At 62.0% G+C, this 19,830-nt stretch carries 13 protein-coding genes; 11 read left to right on the forward strand and 2 right to left on the reverse strand.

Going from position 1 to position 19,830, the window contains the following annotated elements; translation table 11 throughout:
* The first annotated feature begins 40 nt into the window (after positions 1 to 40).
* The 5 genes from DW233_RS00280 (at position 41) to glmM (ending at position 8,007) form a co-directional block, all read left to right on the forward strand.
* Entirely contained in the window at positions 41 to 2,278 is a 2,238-nt protein-coding gene (locus DW233_RS00280) for a DUF2357 domain-containing protein (RefSeq protein WP_118266145.1), read from the forward strand.
* Positions 2,278 to 2,988, forward strand: a complete 711-nt coding sequence (locus DW233_RS00285; protein ID WP_117629006.1) for a signal peptidase I — start codon at positions 2,278 to 2,280, stop codon at positions 2,986 to 2,988. The genes DW233_RS00280 and DW233_RS00285 overlap by 1 nt, the downstream gene beginning before the upstream one ends.
* Positions 2,989 to 3,113: 125 nt before the next feature.
* The gene (locus DW233_RS00290; protein WP_199574549.1) at positions 3,114 to 4,136 is read left to right on the forward strand and encodes a DMT family transporter; all 1,023 of its coding nucleotides are present in this window, start codon (positions 3,114 to 3,116) and stop codon (positions 4,134 to 4,136) included.
* A gap of 143 nt (positions 4,137 to 4,279) precedes the next feature.
* On the forward strand, positions 4,280 to 6,592 hold the full coding sequence (locus DW233_RS00295; protein WP_118266147.1) for a DUF4012 domain-containing protein: 2,313 nt from the start codon (positions 4,280 to 4,282) through the stop codon (positions 6,590 to 6,592).
* Between the two features lie 83 nt (positions 6,593 to 6,675).
* Positions 6,676 to 8,007 (forward strand): phosphoglucosamine mutase, encoded by a 1,332-nt coding sequence (glmM, locus tag DW233_RS00300; protein ID WP_118266148.1) that lies wholly within the window; start codon positions 6,676 to 6,678, stop codon positions 8,005 to 8,007.
* Positions 8,008 to 8,273: 266 nt separating this feature from the next.
* Here the strand turns inward: glmM and DW233_RS00305 are convergent, their stop codons facing one another.
* Positions 8,274 to 9,848, reverse strand: a complete 1,575-nt coding sequence (locus DW233_RS00305) for a carboxypeptidase M32 (protein WP_118266149.1) — start codon at positions 9,846 to 9,848, stop codon at positions 8,274 to 8,276.
* Between the two features lie 504 nt (positions 9,849 to 10,352).
* Between DW233_RS00305 and pheS the strand changes: the two genes are divergently transcribed.
* The 6 genes from pheS (at position 10,353) to DW233_RS00335 (ending at position 17,934) form a co-directional block, all read left to right on the forward strand.
* On the forward strand, positions 10,353 to 11,429 hold the full coding sequence (gene pheS, locus DW233_RS00310; RefSeq protein WP_055250566.1) for a phenylalanine--tRNA ligase subunit alpha: 1,077 nt from the start codon (positions 10,353 to 10,355) through the stop codon (positions 11,427 to 11,429).
* Between the two features lie 160 nt (positions 11,430 to 11,589).
* On the forward strand, positions 11,590 to 14,043 hold the full coding sequence (gene pheT, locus DW233_RS00315) for a phenylalanine--tRNA ligase subunit beta (protein WP_118266150.1): 2,454 nt from the start codon (positions 11,590 to 11,592) through the stop codon (positions 14,041 to 14,043).
* A gap of 248 nt (positions 14,044 to 14,291) precedes the next feature.
* Positions 14,292 to 15,377: a cobalt transporter CbiM gene (gene cbiM / locus DW233_RS00320; RefSeq protein ID WP_118266151.1), complete on the forward strand. Its 1,086-nt coding sequence runs from the start codon at positions 14,292 to 14,294 to the stop codon at positions 15,375 to 15,377.
* Positions 15,355 to 16,191 (forward strand): energy-coupling factor transporter transmembrane protein EcfT, encoded by an 837-nt coding sequence (locus DW233_RS00325; protein ID WP_118266152.1) that lies wholly within the window; start codon positions 15,355 to 15,357, stop codon positions 16,189 to 16,191. The genes cbiM and DW233_RS00325 overlap by 23 nt, the downstream gene beginning before the upstream one ends.
* Before the next feature lie 44 nt (positions 16,192 to 16,235).
* Positions 16,236 to 17,006: an energy-coupling factor ABC transporter ATP-binding protein gene (locus DW233_RS00330; RefSeq protein ID WP_147357105.1), complete on the forward strand. Its 771-nt coding sequence runs from the start codon at positions 16,236 to 16,238 to the stop codon at positions 17,004 to 17,006.
* A gap of 79 nt (positions 17,007 to 17,085) precedes the next feature.
* Positions 17,086 to 17,934 carry a hypothetical protein gene (locus DW233_RS00335; RefSeq protein ID WP_118266154.1) on the forward strand — a complete coding sequence of 283 codons (849 nt, stop codon included), beginning with the start codon at positions 17,086 to 17,088 and terminating at the stop codon, positions 17,932 to 17,934.
* 212 nt (positions 17,935 to 18,146) lie between these two features.
* On the opposite strand, the gene pyk is transcribed toward DW233_RS00335, so the two are convergent.
* Positions 18,147 to 19,607 (reverse strand): pyruvate kinase, encoded by a 1,461-nt coding sequence (pyk, locus tag DW233_RS00340; RefSeq protein WP_117634311.1) that lies wholly within the window; start codon positions 19,605 to 19,607, stop codon positions 18,147 to 18,149.
* Positions 19,608 to 19,830: the final 223 nt, after the last annotated feature.

A 19,830-nucleotide genomic window follows, 5' to 3' on the forward strand; every position in this document is an offset into this window, starting at 1 on the left:
CCCCGCCCCTTTCCGATCGATCCAATCTATGGAGTAACCCATGTCCGAGACCATTCAGGACCTCTATACCAGCTTCTCCGAGCAGATGGAGCCCATCCAGGAGGACAGCCGCTACTTCCGCTATCTGTTTGAGATGGCGCAGGCCTCGGGCACCACGATCGAACAGCAGCGCGAGGAGCTCGTCAAGGTGGTGGACGAGGAATGGATCAGCATGATCGAGGACTCGCTCGACGCCATCAACACCATCATCGAAAAGCCGCGCCGCTTTATCACCACCGAGGAAGAGGTGGTGCCGGTCTCGCTCGCTAAAAAGATCAGCGCCGACAGCGTCCGTCATCTGAGCCAGAACACGCAGTTTTTGGCGCCGAGTGAGGACGGCGGCGTTCACCCTACGCGCATCCTCAACGTCAATACCGTCGAGACGTACGACCTGTACGAGAACCGCTTTATCTACCATCTGATTCAGCGCTTGCTGACGTTTGTGGATAAGCGTACCGACGTGATCTTTTGGTCGACGGGCAACGAGATCCGCAACCGCTTTAAGATGCACAGTAAGATCGACGACGCGTACGAAGAGATCGAGTACAGCGTGGAGATGACGGTCAAAAACCGTCAGAGCTTCGCCGAGAACGACGCTGACAACATGGACGTCTTTATGCGCATCGACCGCGTGCGCCGCCTGGTCATGGCGCTGCGCGGCGCGTCGTTCTGCCAGATCATGAACGGCTGCAGTGCGGTTCGCAGCCCCATTCAGCGCACCAACCTCATCATGAAAGACCCCAACTACCGCAAGTGCTACCAGCTGTGGCAGTTTATGGAGCGCTACGACAAGGTGGGTTACAACATCGACGTGCAGCAGCAGGCGCTGGCGTTCGACGACGAGTACATGGTGCAGATGTACACCAACCTCATCAACAACTACACCGTCTTTAAGAGCCTGACCGACGACGAGCGCAACCTGCAGGAGCTTGAGAGCGTGCAACACGCGCCGGTGGCGCCCAAGTTTATTAAAGAGATCAAGGAGGTGCAGGTCGATAGTCCCGACCTGCCCGATGTTGAGGTTCGTCGTGTGTTTGTAGAGGAGGTCACGCAGGCCCAGCTCGATGCCGAGCAGGCGCTGGCCGAGGCCCGCGAGCAGATTGAGGAGCTCCAGGGGCAGCTGAAGTCCTGGAAAGTGCAGGCGCACGCGCTGACCGATGAGCGCGACGATCTGGTAGATGAACTGGACGAGGCCAAGACACGCGAGCTGGCGTTGACGCAGCGCGCACAGATTGCCGAGGCCGATGTCGAGGAACTGCGCGCCTCGCTGGAGGATGTCGAGGCCGGTAAAAAGGCTGCCGAGGATGCCGCTGCAGAAGCACGTGAGACCGCGGCGGCTCAGCTTGAGCGGATGCGCGCCGAGGCCGATGCCGAGGTCTCAGTCGCCCGCGCCGACGCAGATGCTAGGGTCGCGGCTGCCGAGCAGACTGCTGCCGAGCAAGTCGCGCGGGTCAAGAGTGAGTCTGCCGCAGCCTTGGCTGCCAAGACGGCTGCCGACGCTGCCGAGCTGCAGGCCGCCAAGGACGCCGCCGCAGCCGAGCTTGCCGGCGTGCGCGAGGCGTCTGCCAAGGAGCTCGCCGAGGTGCATGCCAAGCTGGATGCCGCCAAGTTGCAGATTGAGGAAGTGCGGCTGGCGGCCGAGCGCGATGCCCGTGCCGCGCAGGAGACTGCCGACGTCGCCGCGGCCGAGGCGGAGCAGAAGCTCGCCGACACCGTTGCCGCGGCCGAGGAGAAGGTTGCTGCCGCCCAGCAGGCCGCCGATGCTGCGATCGACGCCGCCCGTGCTGCCGCCGATTCTGCCGTTGAGCAGGCTACGGTGGATGCCAGCGAGAAGGTCGCCGCTGCCGCTGCCGAGCGCGATGCCGCCGCGCGTGCCGCCGAGGAGGCTCGTGCCGACGCCGACGCGCGTATCGCTGCAGCTGAGCTCGAGGCAGGGGAGCGTATTGAGCAGGAACTCGCCGCCGCCAAGGCCGCGCACGAGCGCGAGCTCGAGGCCGCCCGCGCGGAGATGCAGCAGCGCTTGGCCTCGTTGGCGCACGAGCTGGAACAGGCCGAGCGCGATCGCGCCCGCGCCGAGCGCCGTGCCGAGGGCAACAGCCTGTCGCGCTATCTGCTGGCTCGCTTGCGCGGAGAGGCCGCCGAGGGCGATGTCGCCACGACCGTTGAGGGAGATGAGACCGACGTTTCGGCATCTGACGCCACTGACGTCGAGCCTTCCGCAAAGGACGCCGACAAGTGATGAAGCACGTGCTCCGCGTGATCAACGTGCTGGCGACCGTGGTGATCCTGGTCGCCTTTGTGGTGCTGCTGCGCACGGTGTTCACGCCCGCCGGCGAGATCCCCACCATCATGGGCTATGGCTTTATGCGCACGCTGACCGGCTCTATGGAGCCGGCGATTCCCGTGCACTCGTTTATCGTCGTCGATACCGACAACAGTCAGGCCTACCAGGTGGGTGACATCATCACCTTCCATTCGTCCGATGACGCGCTGGAGGGTTCACTCAACACGCACCGCATCGTTGCCGTGGAGGCCGCGGCCGACGGCACGCCGGTCTACCGCACCAAGGGCGATGCCAATCCGGTCGAGGACGCCGCGCCCGTGCCCGCCGCCGACGTGGTGGGCCGCGTGGTCTTTGTCTCGGCGGGGCTGGGCGTGGTGGTCTCGTTGCTCACCAATCCGCTGCTGTTCTTTCCGCTTATCGTGGTGCCGCTGATCGTGCTGCTGGTGCTCGAGATTCGCCATATGGTCAAGACAACGCAAGAGGTGGCACGCGCCGAGGACGAGGCCGCCCTGCGCGCAGCCGTGGAGCAGATTCGCGAAAAGCGCCGTCGCGAGCAGGAGGAGCAGGGCGACGCCGGTGACGAGGGCGATGCCGACGGTGGCCATACCGATGAAAGTGCGGAAGCCGATCCCGGCGCCCCAGGCGATTCCAACCGCTCGGCATAGCTCTTCGGTGCCTTTCGTCCCTGCAATTTGGATGCTCGTAGATGTTCCGAATCGCCCGCATTTCCGTATCAATATTCGTGCTACAGTTTGAGCGCTTTGTTGCCAATTGATTTCTGGGGAGTGGGATGGAACAGAAGCGCTCGGCGCAGTGTGCACGTGAAAGGGCTTCGGTACCGATGACGGCGGCGTCTGATTTTATCGTGCCCGAGGGGACTGACGAGCTGAGCCGCAGCACCCGCCGCGCATGGCGCGACCGCCTCAACGACGCCCAGGCGCGCAAGATGGCCCTGGGTACGCTCGCCGCGTTTGCCGGCGGTACGTTTTGGGGTTTTTCTGGCACCAGCGCCAGCTACCTCTTTGACGTGTGCCATATCGAGACGTTTTGGCTGATGAGCGTGCGCCAAGTTATCGCTGGCCTGCTCTTTATGTTCGTTGTGCTCAGAAAAGACCGCGACCGCTTGATCGAGCTGTGGACTACCCCCGCCGATCGCAAGCAGCTTATTCTGTTTACGATCTTTGGCCTGCTGTTCAACCAGCTTTGCTATCTGTCAGCCGTGCGCCTGACCAACGCGGGCACCGCGACTGTCTTCCAGTGCCTGCAGCTGGTGGTCGTCATGGGGTATGCCTGCGTCACCGCGCATCGACTGCCGCGCACGCGCGAGGCTCTTGGCATTTTGCTCGCATTGGGCGGAACGTTTTTGATCGCCACGGGCGGCGACCCCAGTACGCTCAACATCTCGCCGATGGGCCTGCTCTCGGGCCTTTTGTGCGCAGTGGGCGGTGCCTGCATAGCAATCATCCCTGCCGGAATCCTCAACAAATACGGTAGCCCGGTCGTCACGGGCTCGGCCATGCTTTCGGCGGGAATCGTGATGAGTATCTTTACCCAGCCGTGGGCGCATATACCGGCGCTCGGCCCCTCGGGTGTCGGCGCGCTCGCGATATTTATTGTGGTGGGGTCGTTCTTCGCCTATATGTTCTACATGCAGGGCGTTAAGGAGATTGGCTCGGTGCGCGCGAGCCTCCTTGGAACCATGGAGCCGGTTTCGGCCACCATCACCAGCGCCCTTATGCTGGGAACGGTGTTTTTGCCCACCGACCTGGCGGGCTTTGCCATGATTATCGCGATGGTGTTTTTGACGGTGTAGCTGGCGCCAAGACGGAAAAGGCGTTGTGCCACATTTTCGCCAATTGATGTCCGTGTCTGGAGTTTAGCTGTCGATGCTCAAAATGCCATAAACTAGTAACGTTATGGACTTTTTCATTGCGACTCAATTGCGAGGATTTCTTTATGGCTGGTAATCACTTTAAGGGCAGCGATAGCGGCCGTCCTGCAGTTCCGCCGCGTCCGAACGGGGCTGGTAAGGCCGGCACGCCGGGCGGCGCTGGGCAGGGCGGTTCCGGTAAGCGCGTGTCCCCGGGCGAGACGGCGATGTTTACCGCTCTGTACGAGCAGTCTCAAAAGGCAAAAAGGACCGGCCGTGCAAGAGGGAATGTCTTTGCGGGCGGTGCAACCTCCACGTCGCAGCCGAGCGGGGCCCCTTCGATACCTGCGAACAACGCAGGTGCTGCCAACGCCGCGAATACCGCCGGCAACGTTAATGCCGGCAAGGCCGCCAACAATACTCCCTCTGCCGGTGGCGCGGGGCTTACGGGTAACCTTGGCACGATTTACACCGGCGCCTCCGAGACTGGCACGTTCGCCCGCCTGGATGATAGCGGTGCCGAGTTTGCGGGCTCGGGTTCCAAGGAAGATTATTACGATTTTGGCTTGAACTACGGTAGCGACGCTTCGTCGAGTTCGACCTCTGACGGTCTGGTCCGTCATCGCCATCGCAAGGGCGAGTGCAAAAAGCGTCACACTGGCGCCATTATTGCCGCTGTAGTCGCGGTGCTTCTCGTTGCGCTTGGCGCAAGTGGCTTTATGCTGCTTAACTCGGCAAAGACCGTAAAGAGCGAAGCGAAGGAGGCTGTCGAGATCGTCGGTGGCCTTAAGGACAAGGTCACGTCGGGCGATTTTTCGACGCTGCCTGACGACGCGAAGAAGATTGATGAGCTTTGCGACAGCATGAAGGCGGAGACCTCGAGCCCGCTGTGGACGGCGGCTTCGTTTATCCCGGTGTATGGCAGCGACATCAATGCGGCCCGCACCATGATCGACGCCCTGTCCGATGTCTCGAGCAATGCGCTGGTTCCCATGGCCGATAACCTTTCGCAGGCCACGCCCGGCAAGCTGTTTCAGGACGGCATGATTAACGTGTCCGCGCTGCAGGCGGTCGCCGATTCGCTTTCCAGCAGCTCGAAGGTGTTCAAGAGCGCCAACGAGAAGATCCAGGGCATTGGCGATACTCATATTTCCCAGGTGACCGAGCTGGTCGATAAGGCCAAGGACGGCTTTGCCACCCTCAACGGCGCGGTTGACGCGGCGGAGAAAGTCGCCCCCGTCCTTCCCCAGATGCTCGGCGCCAACGGCCAGACGCGCAACTACCTTATGTACGCCATGAACAACGTCGAGATTCGTGCCTGCGGCGGCTTTGGCGGTTCGCAGGGCCTGATTTCGGTCACCGACGGCCAGATGTCGATTGGCGAGTTTGTTCCATGTATTGCGCTTGGCAAAGACGAGGCGGTTGAGAGCGTCGACGAAGAGGACGAGGCACTGTTTGGCGACCACAGTAACCTGTACAACTCTGGTAACGCGTATTCGCCCGATTGGCCCCGCAACTCGCAGCGTGTCGCCGCGCTGTGGAAGTCCCAGTATGGGCAGGACGTTGACGGCGTCGTGGGTATCGACCCGGTGTTCCTGCAGTATCTGCTGGGCCTCGTCGGTAATGTCTCGCTGCCCGACGGAACGGTTGTCGACGGCACCAACGCCGCAAAGGTCCTCATGCACGATGTGTACTGGAACTATCCGGTCGAGGAGTCTGACGGCATCTTTGCATCCGTCGCCAGCGCTGCCTTCGACAAGATCCTTGGCGGTATCGGCGATGTCGATGTTACGAAGCTTGTCAGCGCCGTTGAGCGCGGTGCCGAAGAGGGCCGCCTGATCGCGTGGATGAAAAACGATGACGAGCAGAACGCTATCAAGCAGATGAACATCGACGCCTCGCTGCCCGATCCGGATGACCCGAGTGAAGATCCCGTTGCTGGTGTCTACTTTAACAACCTGAGCTTCTCCAAGCTCGACTGGTACCTGAATGCCGATACGCAGATTGGCCAGGGCGTCAAGAACGGTGACGGCACGTGCTCGTATCGCATCACCGTTACCCTGACGAACATCATGACGCAGGAGGAGGCAGGCAAGCTGCCCGACTACGTCGCGGCGAGCGCACCCGATGCAGCGCGCGACGACGAGCGTCTGAATGTCTCGTTGTTTGCACCGACGGGCGGCAACATTACTGATCTGACCGTCGAGGGCACCCAGTTTGGTCTTGGCGCCGCTACGTGGCATGGAATCCCCTTCTATTCGGGCACCGTTGACCTGCATGCTGGCGAGACGACGACGATCACATATACGCTGACCACGTCGGCCGAGGCGGGGGACAAGCCGCTTACGCTGCGTCAGACTCCTACATGCCAGGCGGCTCGCGACAGCGCGTCGGCGTAGGATTTTTCTGGTAGCGCAGATAATCGAGTACCATTTTGGGGCGGACAGGCAATCTGTTCGCCCCTATTTTGTAAGGAGAGCGCATGAAGTACTTTGGCACCGACGGCTTTCGCGGTGAGGCCAACGTTGGGCTGACGGTAGAGCACGCTTATAAGATTGGCCGTTTTGTGGGCTGGTATTACGGCGCCAACCGCGAGCGCAAGGCGCGCGTCATCGTGGGCAAGGACACACGTCGCTCGAGTTATATGTTCGAGGCGGCGCTAGTGAGCGGCCTGGTCGCGAGCGGTGCGGACGCCTATATGCTGCACGTGATCCCCACGCCGGGCGTAGCACATCAGACCGTGGAAGGCTGCTTCGATTGCGGCATCATGATCAGCGCGAGCCACAACCCGTTTTGCGATAACGGCATTAAGCTCGTCAACAGCGACGGCTTTAAGATGGACGAGGACGTGCTGGAGCTCATCGAGGACTATATCGATGGCAAGAGCGAGGTGCCGCTGGCAACGGGCAATCACATCGGCGCCACGGTGGACTACATGCAGGGCCGCAACCGCTACATTGCTTCGCTCATCGCCAGCGCGAACTTTTCGCTGCAGGGCGTCAAGATCGGTATTGACTGCGCCAACGGCTCGGCTTCCTCGGTGGCCAAGCCGGTGTTCGACGCACTGGGTGCCGACGTGCGCGTGATCAACGCCGCGCCCGATGGCTTTAACATCAACGTCGACTGCGGCTCCACGCATATGGAGCGCCTGCAGCGCCACGTGGTGGAGCGGGGGCTGGACGTGGGTTTTGCCTACGATGGTGATGCCGATCGCTGCTTGGCCGTGGACGAGCGCGGTCGCGTGGTAGACGGCGACCAGATCCTGTACGTGTGCGGCGTGTATCTGAACAAGCACGGTCGCCTTTCGGGCGGTACCGTGGTGCCGACGATCGCCAGCAACTTTGGCCTGGTCAAGTCGCTGGAGCTTGCCGGTCTGAGCGCCGTGACCAGCGGCGTGGGCGACCGTCACGTGTATGCCAAGATGCGCGAGGGCGGCTACAGCCTGGGTGGCGAGCAGACGGGCCATACGATCTTTGGCGATATCGAGCGCACGGGCGACGGCATTATGACCTCGCTGCGCGTGATGGAAGTGATTCGTGCCGAGCGCGAGACGCTCTCGCAGCTCACGGCTCCGTGCAAGCTGCTGCCGCAAGCGCAGGTTGCCGTGCGCGTAGCGGATATGGACGCCGCGCTGGGCAACATGGGCGTGCAGAACGCCATCGCCGAGGCCGAGGCCGCGCTGGCAGGCGAGGGCCGCGTACTGGTGCGCAAGAGCGGAACCGAGTCGGTGATCCGCGTTTTGGCCGAAGCCCCCGACCAAGCCGCCGCCGACGCCGCCATGAAGCGCATCGCCAACGCGCTCGAGGCTCTGTAGTTACGCGGTTTTACCAAACCGCGTAACTGCTCGACGCTGCAAACGGCCCCAAGCGGCAATCTGACGTTCAATTTCAAGGGCGCGACCAGAAGGCCAGCGCCCTTTCATTTCACGTCACCTTGCTCGCTTAGGGTCGTTTTCGCTGACGTTGCCAAGACATTAGCGTCAACGAACTAGTCATTGGGCACCTAGTTATTGGATGAAAAAAGGGGACGCTGCGGATTGATCCCGCGGCGCCCCCTTTGCGTCGGTGTGTCGGTTATGCCTTACAACTCGTACAGCGTGGTGAACTTGTCCTGCAGGTAGCTGCAGTAGTAGCGGGCGTCAAAGGCCATGCCGCAGGCGCCCTTGATGAGTTCCGGCGCGTCTTTGGCGCGGCCCCACTGCCAAATGTGCTCGCCCAGCCAGGCGCGGACGGGCGCCAGATCGCCGCTCGCGCAGGCGCCATTGAGGTCGACACCGTCGCGGCACATGGCCGGCACAAACATGGCGTCGTAGGCGCTGCCCAACGCATACGTGGGGAAGTAGCCAAACGATCCGCCGCTCCAGTGCGTATCCTGCAGACAGCCGCGCGTGTCGTCGGGAACGGGAATGCCCAGGTACTCGTCCATTAAGCGGTTCCAAAGCGCAGGGATGTCCTTGGCCGTGGCCTCGCCGGCAAACAGCATGCGCTCGATCTGGTAGCGCACCATAATATGCAGCGGGTAGGTGAGCTCGTCCGCCTCGGTGCGGATCAGCGACGGCTGCGCGATGTTCACGGCGCGGTAGAGCGTATCCTCGTCCACGCTACCGTAGACCTCGGGCACGTGGCGGCGCAGCACTTCGAGCAGCGGTCCCATAAAGGCGCGGCTGCGGCCCACGGTGTTCTCAAAGAAGCGGCTCTGGCTCTCGTGGATGCCCATGGAGGTGCCGCCCTCCAGGCAGGTGCGCGCGTAGGCGGGGTTCACGCCCAGCTCGTACATGGTGTGACCGGCCTCGTGGATGATGCTGTAGACGTTGGAGATGCAGTCGTCCTCGTAGATGTGCGTCGCGATGCGCGCGTCACCCACGGAAAAGCCCTCGCTAAACGGGTGCTCGGTAAAGGCAAGCGTGGAGTCGTCCAGGTCCAGGCCGACAAGCTTCATAAGGTCGAAGCTCATGGCACGCTGGGCGGCCTCTGGCACGTGGGCGTGCAAAAAGTCGGCAGCCGGCTGCTGGCCGCGCTCGCCGATGGCGTGCACGAGCGGCACGACCGTCGCCTTGACCTCATCGCAAAACGCGTCGAAGCTCTTGGCGGAAAGGCCGCGCTCGTACTGGTCGAGCCAAACATCGTATGGGTCGCGCTTGGGGTCCATGAGCTCGGCCTGATGCTTAAGTTGGGCGACGATTCTATCCACATAGGGCTCAAAGCTCGCCCAGTCATTGGCCGTCTTGGCCTTGTGCCACACGGCGTCGGCCTCGCAGGTGAGCCTGGTCCAGGCCTCGGCTTCCTCGGTGGGGATGACGCTTGCCTCGCGCTGGTCGCGGCCGAGTACGCGAATCTCGTCGAGCAGCTGCGGGTCGTCGATCTTGCCGCCCGCGACGGTCTCTCGTGCCAGCGAGCGCACAAGTTCGACAGACTTTTTGCTGGTCAGCAGCTTGTGATGCTCGCCAGCAAGGGTGCCCATAGCATCGGCGCGGGCCGCGGCGCCGTTGGCGGGAGCAATGGTCGCGCCGTCAAACTCGGCAATCTTGAGCAGGTACTCGCGAGTCCACAGCTTGCCCTCGAGCTTACGGAATTTTTTGACAGCCTTATCGACCTTCATGCCTTTGGGCGTCTTATCCGCTGCGGGCTTGGCCATCTTATCCTTGTTCTTTCCCATACCTATATCCTTGATCTCGCAGACCGGACGCCACGGGTGGGCGTACGGCCAGTTTGCACAGCTACCTACCTTGTACCCAGTGCGAACAAAACGGAACGCGGCGATATGCTCGCAGAATGTGTTATCCTATAGCCCAATGCGTTGACGGAGAGGGTTTTGCCCGCCGCGTCGCCGGCAAGAGAGGGAAGGTCATGGGCTGCAAGCCTTCCTGCGGTGGCAAGGGCCAAGCGTTCACTCCCGAGCAGCGACCTCAACGGGCGCGCGGCTAGCGGCGGCGAAGCCCCAGTAGGGAAGCCGTGAGCCTCGCGATAAGGGGTGCAGAGTGGGCACGGCGGGCCAGACATCCGCTGGGTCAAACAAGGTGGTACCGCGGAATTCAACCGTCCTTGGGCAATGCACATGCCCGAGGACGGTTTTTTGTTACCGAACCGGGCCGCGCATCCGCAGCATCGGGCGGCGTCAGCCGTCCCGGAGCGCGGATGCGCGAGAGACGAAAGGGAAGACATGAGTCTGATTGATGATCTGGTCAAACTCGAGGAAGAGGCCAAGGAGCTCGTCGCAGGCGCCGACGACGCAGCCAAGCTCGAGGCTGCGCGCGTTGAGCTGCTCGGCCGCAAGGGCCGCATCACCGGCCTGATGCGCATGATGGGCAAGCTCGCCCCCGAGGATCGTCCCGTGATGGGCAAGCGAGCCAACGAGATGCGCCAGCTGATTGAGGGCATGCTCGACGAGCGCAACACCGAGATGAAGGCCGCCGCCCTCAAGCGCGCACTGGAGCACGACGCCGTCGACATCACGCTGCCGGGCATCCGTCCGCAGATCGGCCACCAGCACCTGATCAAGCAGATCATCGAGGAGGCCGAGGACATCTTCTGCGGCATCGGCTACACCGTCGAGTCCGGCCCCATGGTCGACACCTCCTACTACAACTTCACTGCGCTCAACGCCCCCATGGATCACCCGAGCCGCTCGGCCCGCGATACCTTCTACGTGGTCGACAACAACCCCGGCAGCGTCGCGCACCCCGAGGCTCACGCCCACGGCGAGTCCGACGTGCTGCTGCGCACCCAGACCTCGGGCGTGCAGATCCACACCATGGAGTCGCAAAAGCCGCCCATCTACATGATCTGCCCGGGCACCGTCTACCGTCCCGACACGGCCGACGCCTGCCACCTGCCGCAGTTCAACCAGATCGAGGGCCTGGTCGTCGACGAGGGCATTACCTTTGGCGATCTGAAGGGCACGCTCGACTACTTTGTTAAGTGCATGTTTGGCGAGGACCGCAAGACGCGCTACCGTCCGCACTTCTTCCCCTTCACTGAGCCCAGCTGCGAGGTGGACGTGAGCTGCCACGTGTGTGGCGGCAAGGGCTGCAACTTCTGCAAGCACAGCGGCTGGATCGAAATCCTGGGCTGTGGCATGGTCGACCCCAACGTGCTCATCAACTGCGGCATCGACCCCGAGAAGTACACCGGCTTCGCCTTTGGCATTGGCGCCGAGCGCGTCGCGGCCCTGCGCTACGACCTGCCGGACCTCAGAACGCTTATGACGGGCGATATGCGCTTCTTAAATCAGTTCTAGGCCCGGCGGCTTTCCCAAGCACCGCACCTTGCCTTTCAATCGTCGGTTGCGTACCTAAGTACGCGGCCCTCCTCTTTCAAGGCAATCTGCGGCACTTGGAAAACCCGTCTCCGTTGCAGTTTTTGGCTCAAAGCCGCATTTATGAAAGGAGACCAGTTAGATGCGCGTTTCTTACGACTGGCTCAAGACCATGATCGATATTCCGGAGGATCCTAAGACCCTCTCGGACGAATATATCCGTACCGGCACCGAGGTCGAGGCGATCGACACCGTGGGCGAGTCCTTCGACCACGTGGTGACTGCCAAGGTGCTCACCAAGACCCCGCACCCCGATAGCGACCACATGTATGTGTGCTCGGTCGATGTGGGCGACAAGAACCTCGATGCCGACGGCAATCCCGCTCCGCTGCAGATCGTCTGCGGCGCGCAGAACTTCGAGGCCGGCGACCACATCGTCACGGCCATGATCGGCGCTGTCCTGCCCGGCGACGTCAAGATCAAGAAGAGCAAGCTTCGCGGCGTCGTGTCCATGGGCATGAACTGCTCCGCACGCGAGCTCGGCCTGGGCGGCGACCACTCTGGCATTATGATCCTGCCCGAGGATACGCCCTGCGGCATGCCGTTTGCCGAGTATGTGGGCTCGAGTGATACTGTGCTCGACTGCGAGATCACGCCCAACCGCCCCGACTGCCTGTCCATGATCGGCATGGCCCGCGAGACCGGCGCCATTTTCGATCGCGATTTCCACGTTGATCTGCCCGCCATCAAGGCGGAGACTGGCCGCGCGACCGACGACGAGCTTTCCGTCGAGATTGCCGACGAGGGCCTGTGCGACCGCTATGTCGCCCGCATCGTGCGCAACGTGAAGGTCGGCCCGTCGCCCGACTGGATGGTCAAGCGCCTTAACGCCCTGGGCGTGCGTCCGCACAACAACATCGTCGACATCACCAACTACGTGATGATGCTCACCGGTCAGCCGCTGCACGCCTTTGACCTGGACACCTTTGCCGAGCGCGAGGGCAGGCGTCGCGTGGTGGTTCGCGCCGCCCAGCAGGATGAGAAATTCACGACGCTCGATGGCGAAGAGCGCGTGCTCGACGCCGGCATGGGCCTTATCACCGACGGCGAGCGCCCCGTGGCGTTGGCCGGCGTTATGGGCGGCATGGATTCCGAGATCGAGGACGACACCGTCGACGTGATGGTCGAGAGCGCTTGCTTCAACGCCGGTCGCACCTCGCACACCAGCCGCGATCTGTCGCTGATCTCCGACGCCTCCATTCGCTTTGAGCGCCAGGTTGACGAGACTGGCTGCGTGGATGTCGCCAACGTTACCTGCGCGCTCATCGAGGAGATCGCCGGCGGCGAGGTTGCTCCCGGCTATGTCGATGTTTTCCCCGCGCCCAAGACCATCGACAGCATTAAGCTGCGCCTGGCCCGCGTGCATGCCATCTGCGGTGCCGACATCGAGCCCGACTTTATCGAGCGTTCGCTTACCCGTCTGGGCTGCACCGTCGAGCGCGACGGCGAGGACTTTATGGTTACCCCGCCGAGCTTCCGTCCCGACCTGCCGCGCGAGATTGACCTGATCGAGGAGGTCCTGCGCCTATGGGGCATGGGCCGTGTGACGGCGACCATCCCGGCTGCCAAGAACCACATCGGCGGCCTGACCCGCGAGCAGAAGCTCACCCGCAAGGTCGGCGAGATCCTGCGCGCCTGCGGCCTCAACGAGACCACGACCTTTGGCTTTGCCGCCCCGGGCGACCTGGAGAAGATCGGCATGTCCACCGAAGGCCGCGGCTGCCCCGTGGTGCTCATGAACCCGCTGGTGGCCGAGCAGACCGAGATGCGTCGTTCGCTGCTGCCGGGCCTGCTGCAGTCCGTGGCCTACAACGAGGCGCACGGTACGCCCAACGTGCACCTGTACGAGGTCGGCAGCCTGTTCCACGGTCGTGAGAACGTCAGCCTGCCCAAGGAGACCAAGTCCGTGGCGGGTGTGCTCTCGGGCCAGTGGAGCGAGCAGTCCTGGAACATGAAGTACCGCAAGCTACGCTTCTTCTTTGGCAAGGGTATTGTCGAGGAGCTGCTCGCCCAGCTGCGTATTGAGAAGGTCCGCTTCCGTCCCGTCGAGGGCGAGGGCTACGCCTTTTTGCAGCCGGGCCGCGCCGCCGAGGTCCTCTCGGGCGGTACCGTGCTGGGTTGGGTCGGCGAGATCCACCCCGAGGCGCGCGAGGCCTGCGGCATAGATGAGGTCGTCGTTGCCTTTGAGCTCGACCTGGACAAGCTGATCAAGGGTGCCCGCAACCAGGAGAACTACCGCGAGTTCTCGCAGTACCCGGCTGTTGAGCATGACCTTGCTATCGTGGTCGACAACGCTGTGACCTGCGAGGATCTTGAGCGCCGTATTACCAGCGCCGGCGGCAAGCTGCTCGAGGGCGTACGCCTGTTCGACGTCTACCGCGATCCCATCCGCATCGGAGCGGGCAAGAAGTCCATGGCCTTTGCGCTTACGTATCGCTCCGACGACCACACGCTCACCAGCGAAGAGGTCGAGAAGGCGCACCAGAAGATTGTCACCAAGGTGTGCAAGGGCGTAAACGGCGAGGTCCGCGGCTAGGGCTTGCGATGGGAGCGTAGGGCCTGATGGCGGTTGCTGCGGAGCCCTGCGCGACCGCGGTGTTCGGAATAAGGCACCGTTGACCCTGCATATATGACACGCGCATTACATAACGGCGTGCTGCTTTTGTGGCGGCGCGCCGTTTTGCTATTATAGCCTGCGGCGTGTTACGAATATGACATTACGTAACACTGGCAAGGTGATTCAAGCGGCGTTGCAATTCCGTGCGCCGATACCGGGAGGCGTATATGCACATTCCAGACAACTACCTGTCCCCGCAGACCGATGCCGTTATGGCGGTGGCGATGGTGCCCGTATGGGTTCACTGCATCAAGAAAGTGCGCGCCACGCTCGATCGCGAGCATATGGCCTTTCTGGGTATTTGCGCTGCGTTCTCCTTTTTGCTCATGATGTTTAACGTTCCGCTGCCCGGCGGCACCACAGGCCACGCCGTCGGCGGCGCACTCATCGCGCTGCTGCTGGGCCCCGAGGCCGCGGCTATCGCTGTCTCGGTCGCGCTGGCGCTGCAGGCGCTGCTGTTTGGCGACGGCGGCGTTCTGTCGTTTGGCGCCAACTGCTTTAACATGGCCTTTGTGCTGCCGTTTGTCGCTGCTATCGTGTTCCGTGCACTCAACAGCCGTCTGCACGACAAGAGCTGGGGCACCTCGGTTTCTGCCATCGTGAGCGGTTGGGTCGGCCTGTGCTTGGCGGCCCTGTGCGCGGCAATCGAGTTTGGTATTCAGCCGATGCTCTTTACCAACGCTTCGGGCGCGCCGCTGTACTGCCCCTTCCCGCTGTCCGTGGCTATTCCGGCCATGTTGATCCCGCATATGCTGGTTGCCGGTGTGGTCGAGGGCGTGGCGACGGCCGCAATCTACGGCTTTATCAAGAAGACGGCCCCCAGCATCATCGTTGGACCCGAGGCGACTGACGGCCTGCTTTCTGCCAAGTCCGTGACTGCCAAGAAGACTTCGCTGATCCCGACGATTATCCTCGTCGTGGCCCTGGTGGTTGCCACGCCGCTCGGCCTGCTTGCAACCGGTGACGCCTGGGGCGAGTGGGATGCCGAGGGTGCAGCGACTGCGGTTCAGGAGGCTGGCGACACGAGCCTCAAGGCTTCGGTCGGTCTCGACGCGCCCACGTTTGCCGATACGCTGCCCACGGGCGATTACCTGCAGGCGTATTCCGAGGAGAACAACCTTGACTTTGCCGGCCAGGCTGCGATGTATATCCTCTCGGGCGTGATTGGCGTTGCCGTGCTCACCATCGTCTTCCGTTTGGTTTCGCTGACGGCAAAGGAAAGCCTGCCCCATGGCAACGGTCGAGCTGCCTAGCTGGCTGGCGACATCCGAGAACTATGAGCCCGCGGGGGCTCGGCATCGCGTGATGCAAAAGAACGTCCTACACCTGGCGAGCCTGCTTGAGCGGGTTCGCCTGGGTGGTGGCGCACACAAGGGCGGGTCGATGATTGACCGCGCCCTTTCTTGCGTTTCGGCACCGGTGCGCCTGGTGGGGATGTTCGTCTGCGTTCTGTGCGTGTGCCTGACGCAGAGCCCGCTGTACCTGATGCTGATGGCGGCGATTGCGTTGGTGCTGGTCGCCGTGCGCCCCGCACGTGGGCTGCGCGCGACTTTTGTGCCGGCGCTTGGCGCCGCGGGGTTTGCCGTGGTTTTGGCATTGCCTGCCCTGCTGCTGGGCGCATCGGCTGTGGGCGCCATGCTCAAGATCGCGCTCAAGACGTTCATCAACGTGTCGCTGGTGCTGGGTGTTTCGTGGACGCTCACCTGGAGCCGCATGTCGGCGGCGCTCAAAATGCTGCATCTACCCGACGAGGTCATCTTTACTTTCGATATGGCGCTCAAGCATATCGAGGTACTGGGACGCACGGCGCACGATCTGTGCGAATCGGTCATGCTGCGCAGCGTGGGTCGTGCGCCTGCGGGTTTTTCGCGCACCGACTCGCTGGCGGGTATCATGGGCATGACGTTTATCAAGGCGATGGAGTGCAGCCGCGCGATGGACGAGGCTATGCTTTGCCGCGGCTTTGCCGGCGTGTACCCGGCGACTGCGCGGAGTGGTTTTGGCTGGTGCGATGCGGTTTACGCGGCCGTCGTGGCTCTGCTTGCCGTGTTGTGCGCGGTGCTGTAACGCGGGCGGCCTAGCCGTCGATGTGAAGAGGGAAGGGCGACGTTTTGGCAAACGATACGAATGGTGTGATGGGCGCGAGCGACGCTGTCGGCACCGAGACCACGCCGCTCATCGAGTTTCGCGATGTGGTGTTTTCCTATGCGGGCCATACGGTGATCGACGGTGTTTCGCTGCAGGTGAACCGTGGAGAGCTCGTTGCCCTGCTTGGCCCCAATGGTTGCGGCAAGACGACGATCATGCGCCTTATCAACGGCCTTGAGCTTGCGGACGCAGGCGCGTACCTGTTTGACGGGCGCACGGTCGATGCGGCGTTTCTCAAGGATTCCGCGACGGCCCAGCGGTTCCATCAGCGCGTGGGCTTTGTGTTCCAGAATGCCGACGCGCAGCTCTTTTGCGCTACGGTGGGCGAGGAAGTTGCTTTTGGTCCCGCGCAGATGGGGTTGCCGGCAGACGAGCTCGAGCGCCGCGTGCGCGATGCCATGGGACTGTTCCAGGTTGCCGACCTTGCCGACGCCTCGCCTTATCAGCTTTCGGGCGGGCAAAAGAAGCGTGTGGCGCTGGCGGCCGTCGTGTCGATGAACCCGGATATCTTGGTCCTCGACGAGCCTACCAATGGGCTCGACGAGGATTCATGCGACATCGTGGTCAACTTTTTGCTGGCCTACGTTGCGGCGGGTAAGACGGTCTTGATGAGCACGCATCACCAGGATTTGGTGCGACGCCTGGGTGCCCGCGCCATCTATATCGATCGATATCACCATGTGGTCGAGGCGCCCTCGCCGTCGTATGGAACCGAAAGCGGTGCTACGGACTAGTTGCTGCGTAGAGCGTGCGTAGCCGCCCGCGCGGCTTTGCCGTGATGGTATAGTTATCCAGGTTTTTATGGGGGTGGCTATGCCAAGCTGGAACATTCATATTGCTCAGACGGAGCGTTTGCTGGAGCGCACCGGTGCGCTTGCCAGTAGCGTGCGCGACCGCAATGCCTTTTTGTTTGGCTGCGTGGTCCCGGATATCTTCGTGGGCTATATGGTCCCTGGCATCGCCGATCCCATCCCGTACCGCATTACGCACTTTGCCAAACCTGAGCCCATCCCTAAGCCTCGTGAGCATGAGTTCTGGGATACCTATGTGGCACCGTTGCTTAAAAGTTTGCCCACCGGTGCGCCGGCCGCGGCAACCTCGATTATCGAGGAACGCGAGCGACTGAACCGCGTACACTATCCCCAGCGCTACAAGGATGCCGAGCCGGTTGCCGGTCCCGGCGCCTGTGAGTTCTCGCTTGCGTCCGAAGATGTGGCGCAGTCGCTGCTCGATTTAACGCTGGGCGTCTGGTCGCATCTGGTAGCCGACACGGTATGGAACACGCGTGTGAACCAGTATCTGGAAGCACACGGCGGCAAGCCGTGCGAGGAGTTCCGCATTAAAAAGCAGGGCGATTTTGACTGGTTTGGCAAGACGCTGGGCATTGTTTCCATCCCGCGTGCGACCGATCGCCTGTATACTGCGGCGACGCGTTTTGGGCAGTATCCCATCCATAAGGAGTATGTGCTCAAGACCATCGGCGTCATGCACGAGATTGTACGCGAAAACCCCGGCGAGCCCGATCATCCGCCGTATCGCCTGCTAACCGAGGAGTTCTTCGACGCAACGTTTACCGAGGTCATCGAGCTGACCGAGGCGGGATTTGCGGCTCGCGTTGCTGCTTCTGACGTTCCCGCAGTCCCCCTGATCGCTAGCTGTTAGCCGGCCGGCTTAACGGCGAACAGCTCATCCCAATCGACCAATAACTCCCGCCGCAGGGTGTAAACACGGCAAACGAGCTGCACATTTCGTAGCATGCCATAAGTAGCTGGTTGCGTGTCATGCCGTGTAAGAGGTATTTGCGCACAGAAAAAGGGCCCGGAAGGCAAAGCCTTCAGGGCCCTTTGCAATGCAAATATGCTTGCAAGTACGACTTAGCGCACCTGAGCGACGTAAGCGACATTGGTCGAGGAGACCTTGTCCTCGAGCTGGACGCTCATGCGGGGATCGCCGGCGGTGGCGACGGTCAGATCGCCAGCCTCGACGTAGCCGAGCTCCTTAGCGGTCTCGATCGCCTTGACGATCGTGCCGTTGACGGTGCCCTGGGTAATCTCGGCCTGGTGCGGGATAACGCCCCAGTACATGATCATCTGCTGGACGGCCCACTCGTGGCGGGAGAACGCGCAGATCGGCATGTTGGGACGAAAGTGCGAGATCAGGCGAGCGGTACGACCGGTGGTCGTCGGCACGGTGATGCACTTGGCGCCAACGGTGGTAGCCATGTTCACAGCGGACATACCCACAACGTTGTTGACAACGCGGGTGCCGTGAGCATCGGCCGGAACCTCGAGCGGAGCGTGGGCCGGGAGGTACTTCTCGGTCTCGAGAGCAATGCTGGCCTGCATCTTAACGGCCTCGACCGGGTACTTACCGGCAGCGGACTCGCCAGAGAGCATAACGGCGTCGGTACCGTCGTAGATGGCGTTCGCAACGTCGGCAACCTCGGCGCGCGTCGGGCGCGGGTTCTGCTGCATGGAGTCGAGCATCTGCGTAGCGGTGATGACGGGCTTGTAGGCCGCGTTGCACTTGGCGATGATCTCCTTCTGGATGTGCGGAACGAGCTCGGGCTTGATCTCGATGCCCAGGTCGCCACGGGCGACCATGATGCCGTCGGAAGCCTCGAGGATCTCGTCGAAGTTCTCGACGCCCAGGGCGCACTCGATCTTCGGGAAGATCGTCACGTGCTCGCCGCCGTTCTCGCGGCAAAGCTCGCGGATGCCGCGGACGGACTCGCCGTCACGGATGAAGGAAGCGGCGATGTAGTCGATGTTCTCGGTCAGGCCAAAGAGGATGTCCTGACGATCGCGCTCGGTGATGGCAGGCAGCGAGATGTTGACGTTGGGCATGTTGACGCCCTTGCGCTCGCCAATCAGGCCGTCATTCTTAACGACGCAGGTCATGTCCTGGCCGCTGACGGACTCGACCTCGAGGGCAACCAGGCCGTCATCGATCAGGATGAGGGAGCCCTTCTCGACCTCGGAGGGCAGAGCCAGGTAGTCGAGGGAGATGTGCTCAGCGGTGCCGTGGAAATCCTCGGACGTGGGCTGAGCGGTGACGACAATCTTGTCGCCGGTCTTGACGGCAACCTTCTTGCCATCGACCAGAAGGCCGGTGCGGACCTCGGGGCCCTTGGTGTCGAGCAGGATGCCGACGGGCAGACCGAGCTCCTTGGAAATACGACGGACGCGCTCGATGCGACCGTGGTGCTCGTCGTAGGATCCGTGCGAGAAGTTAAAACGGGCGACGTTCATGCCCGCCTTGATCATCTCGCGGATGGTCTCGTCGCTATCGCAGGCGGGACCCATGGTGCATACAATCTTAGTGCGCTTGTACATTCAGACCTCCATCTGACATCGTCTTGCGCTGATAGATAAACCATAAGAAATAAAACCGAGATGATTATAACGAAATGCCGACCGAATACCCCAAAAAATCGACCGTATGCCGAAATGGAAGTTCATTTTTTGCGGGAAAAACGGTATATGAAAAATCTTTACCAACCACTCCAACCGCTGCTATCTGGGAGATATGTCAGTTTGGCGATGTGCCGAAGAAAAA

Source organism: Collinsella sp. AM20-15AC, assembly GCF_003471405.1.
In the GTDB taxonomy this organism is placed as follows: domain Bacteria; phylum Actinomycetota; class Coriobacteriia; order Coriobacteriales; family Coriobacteriaceae; genus Collinsella.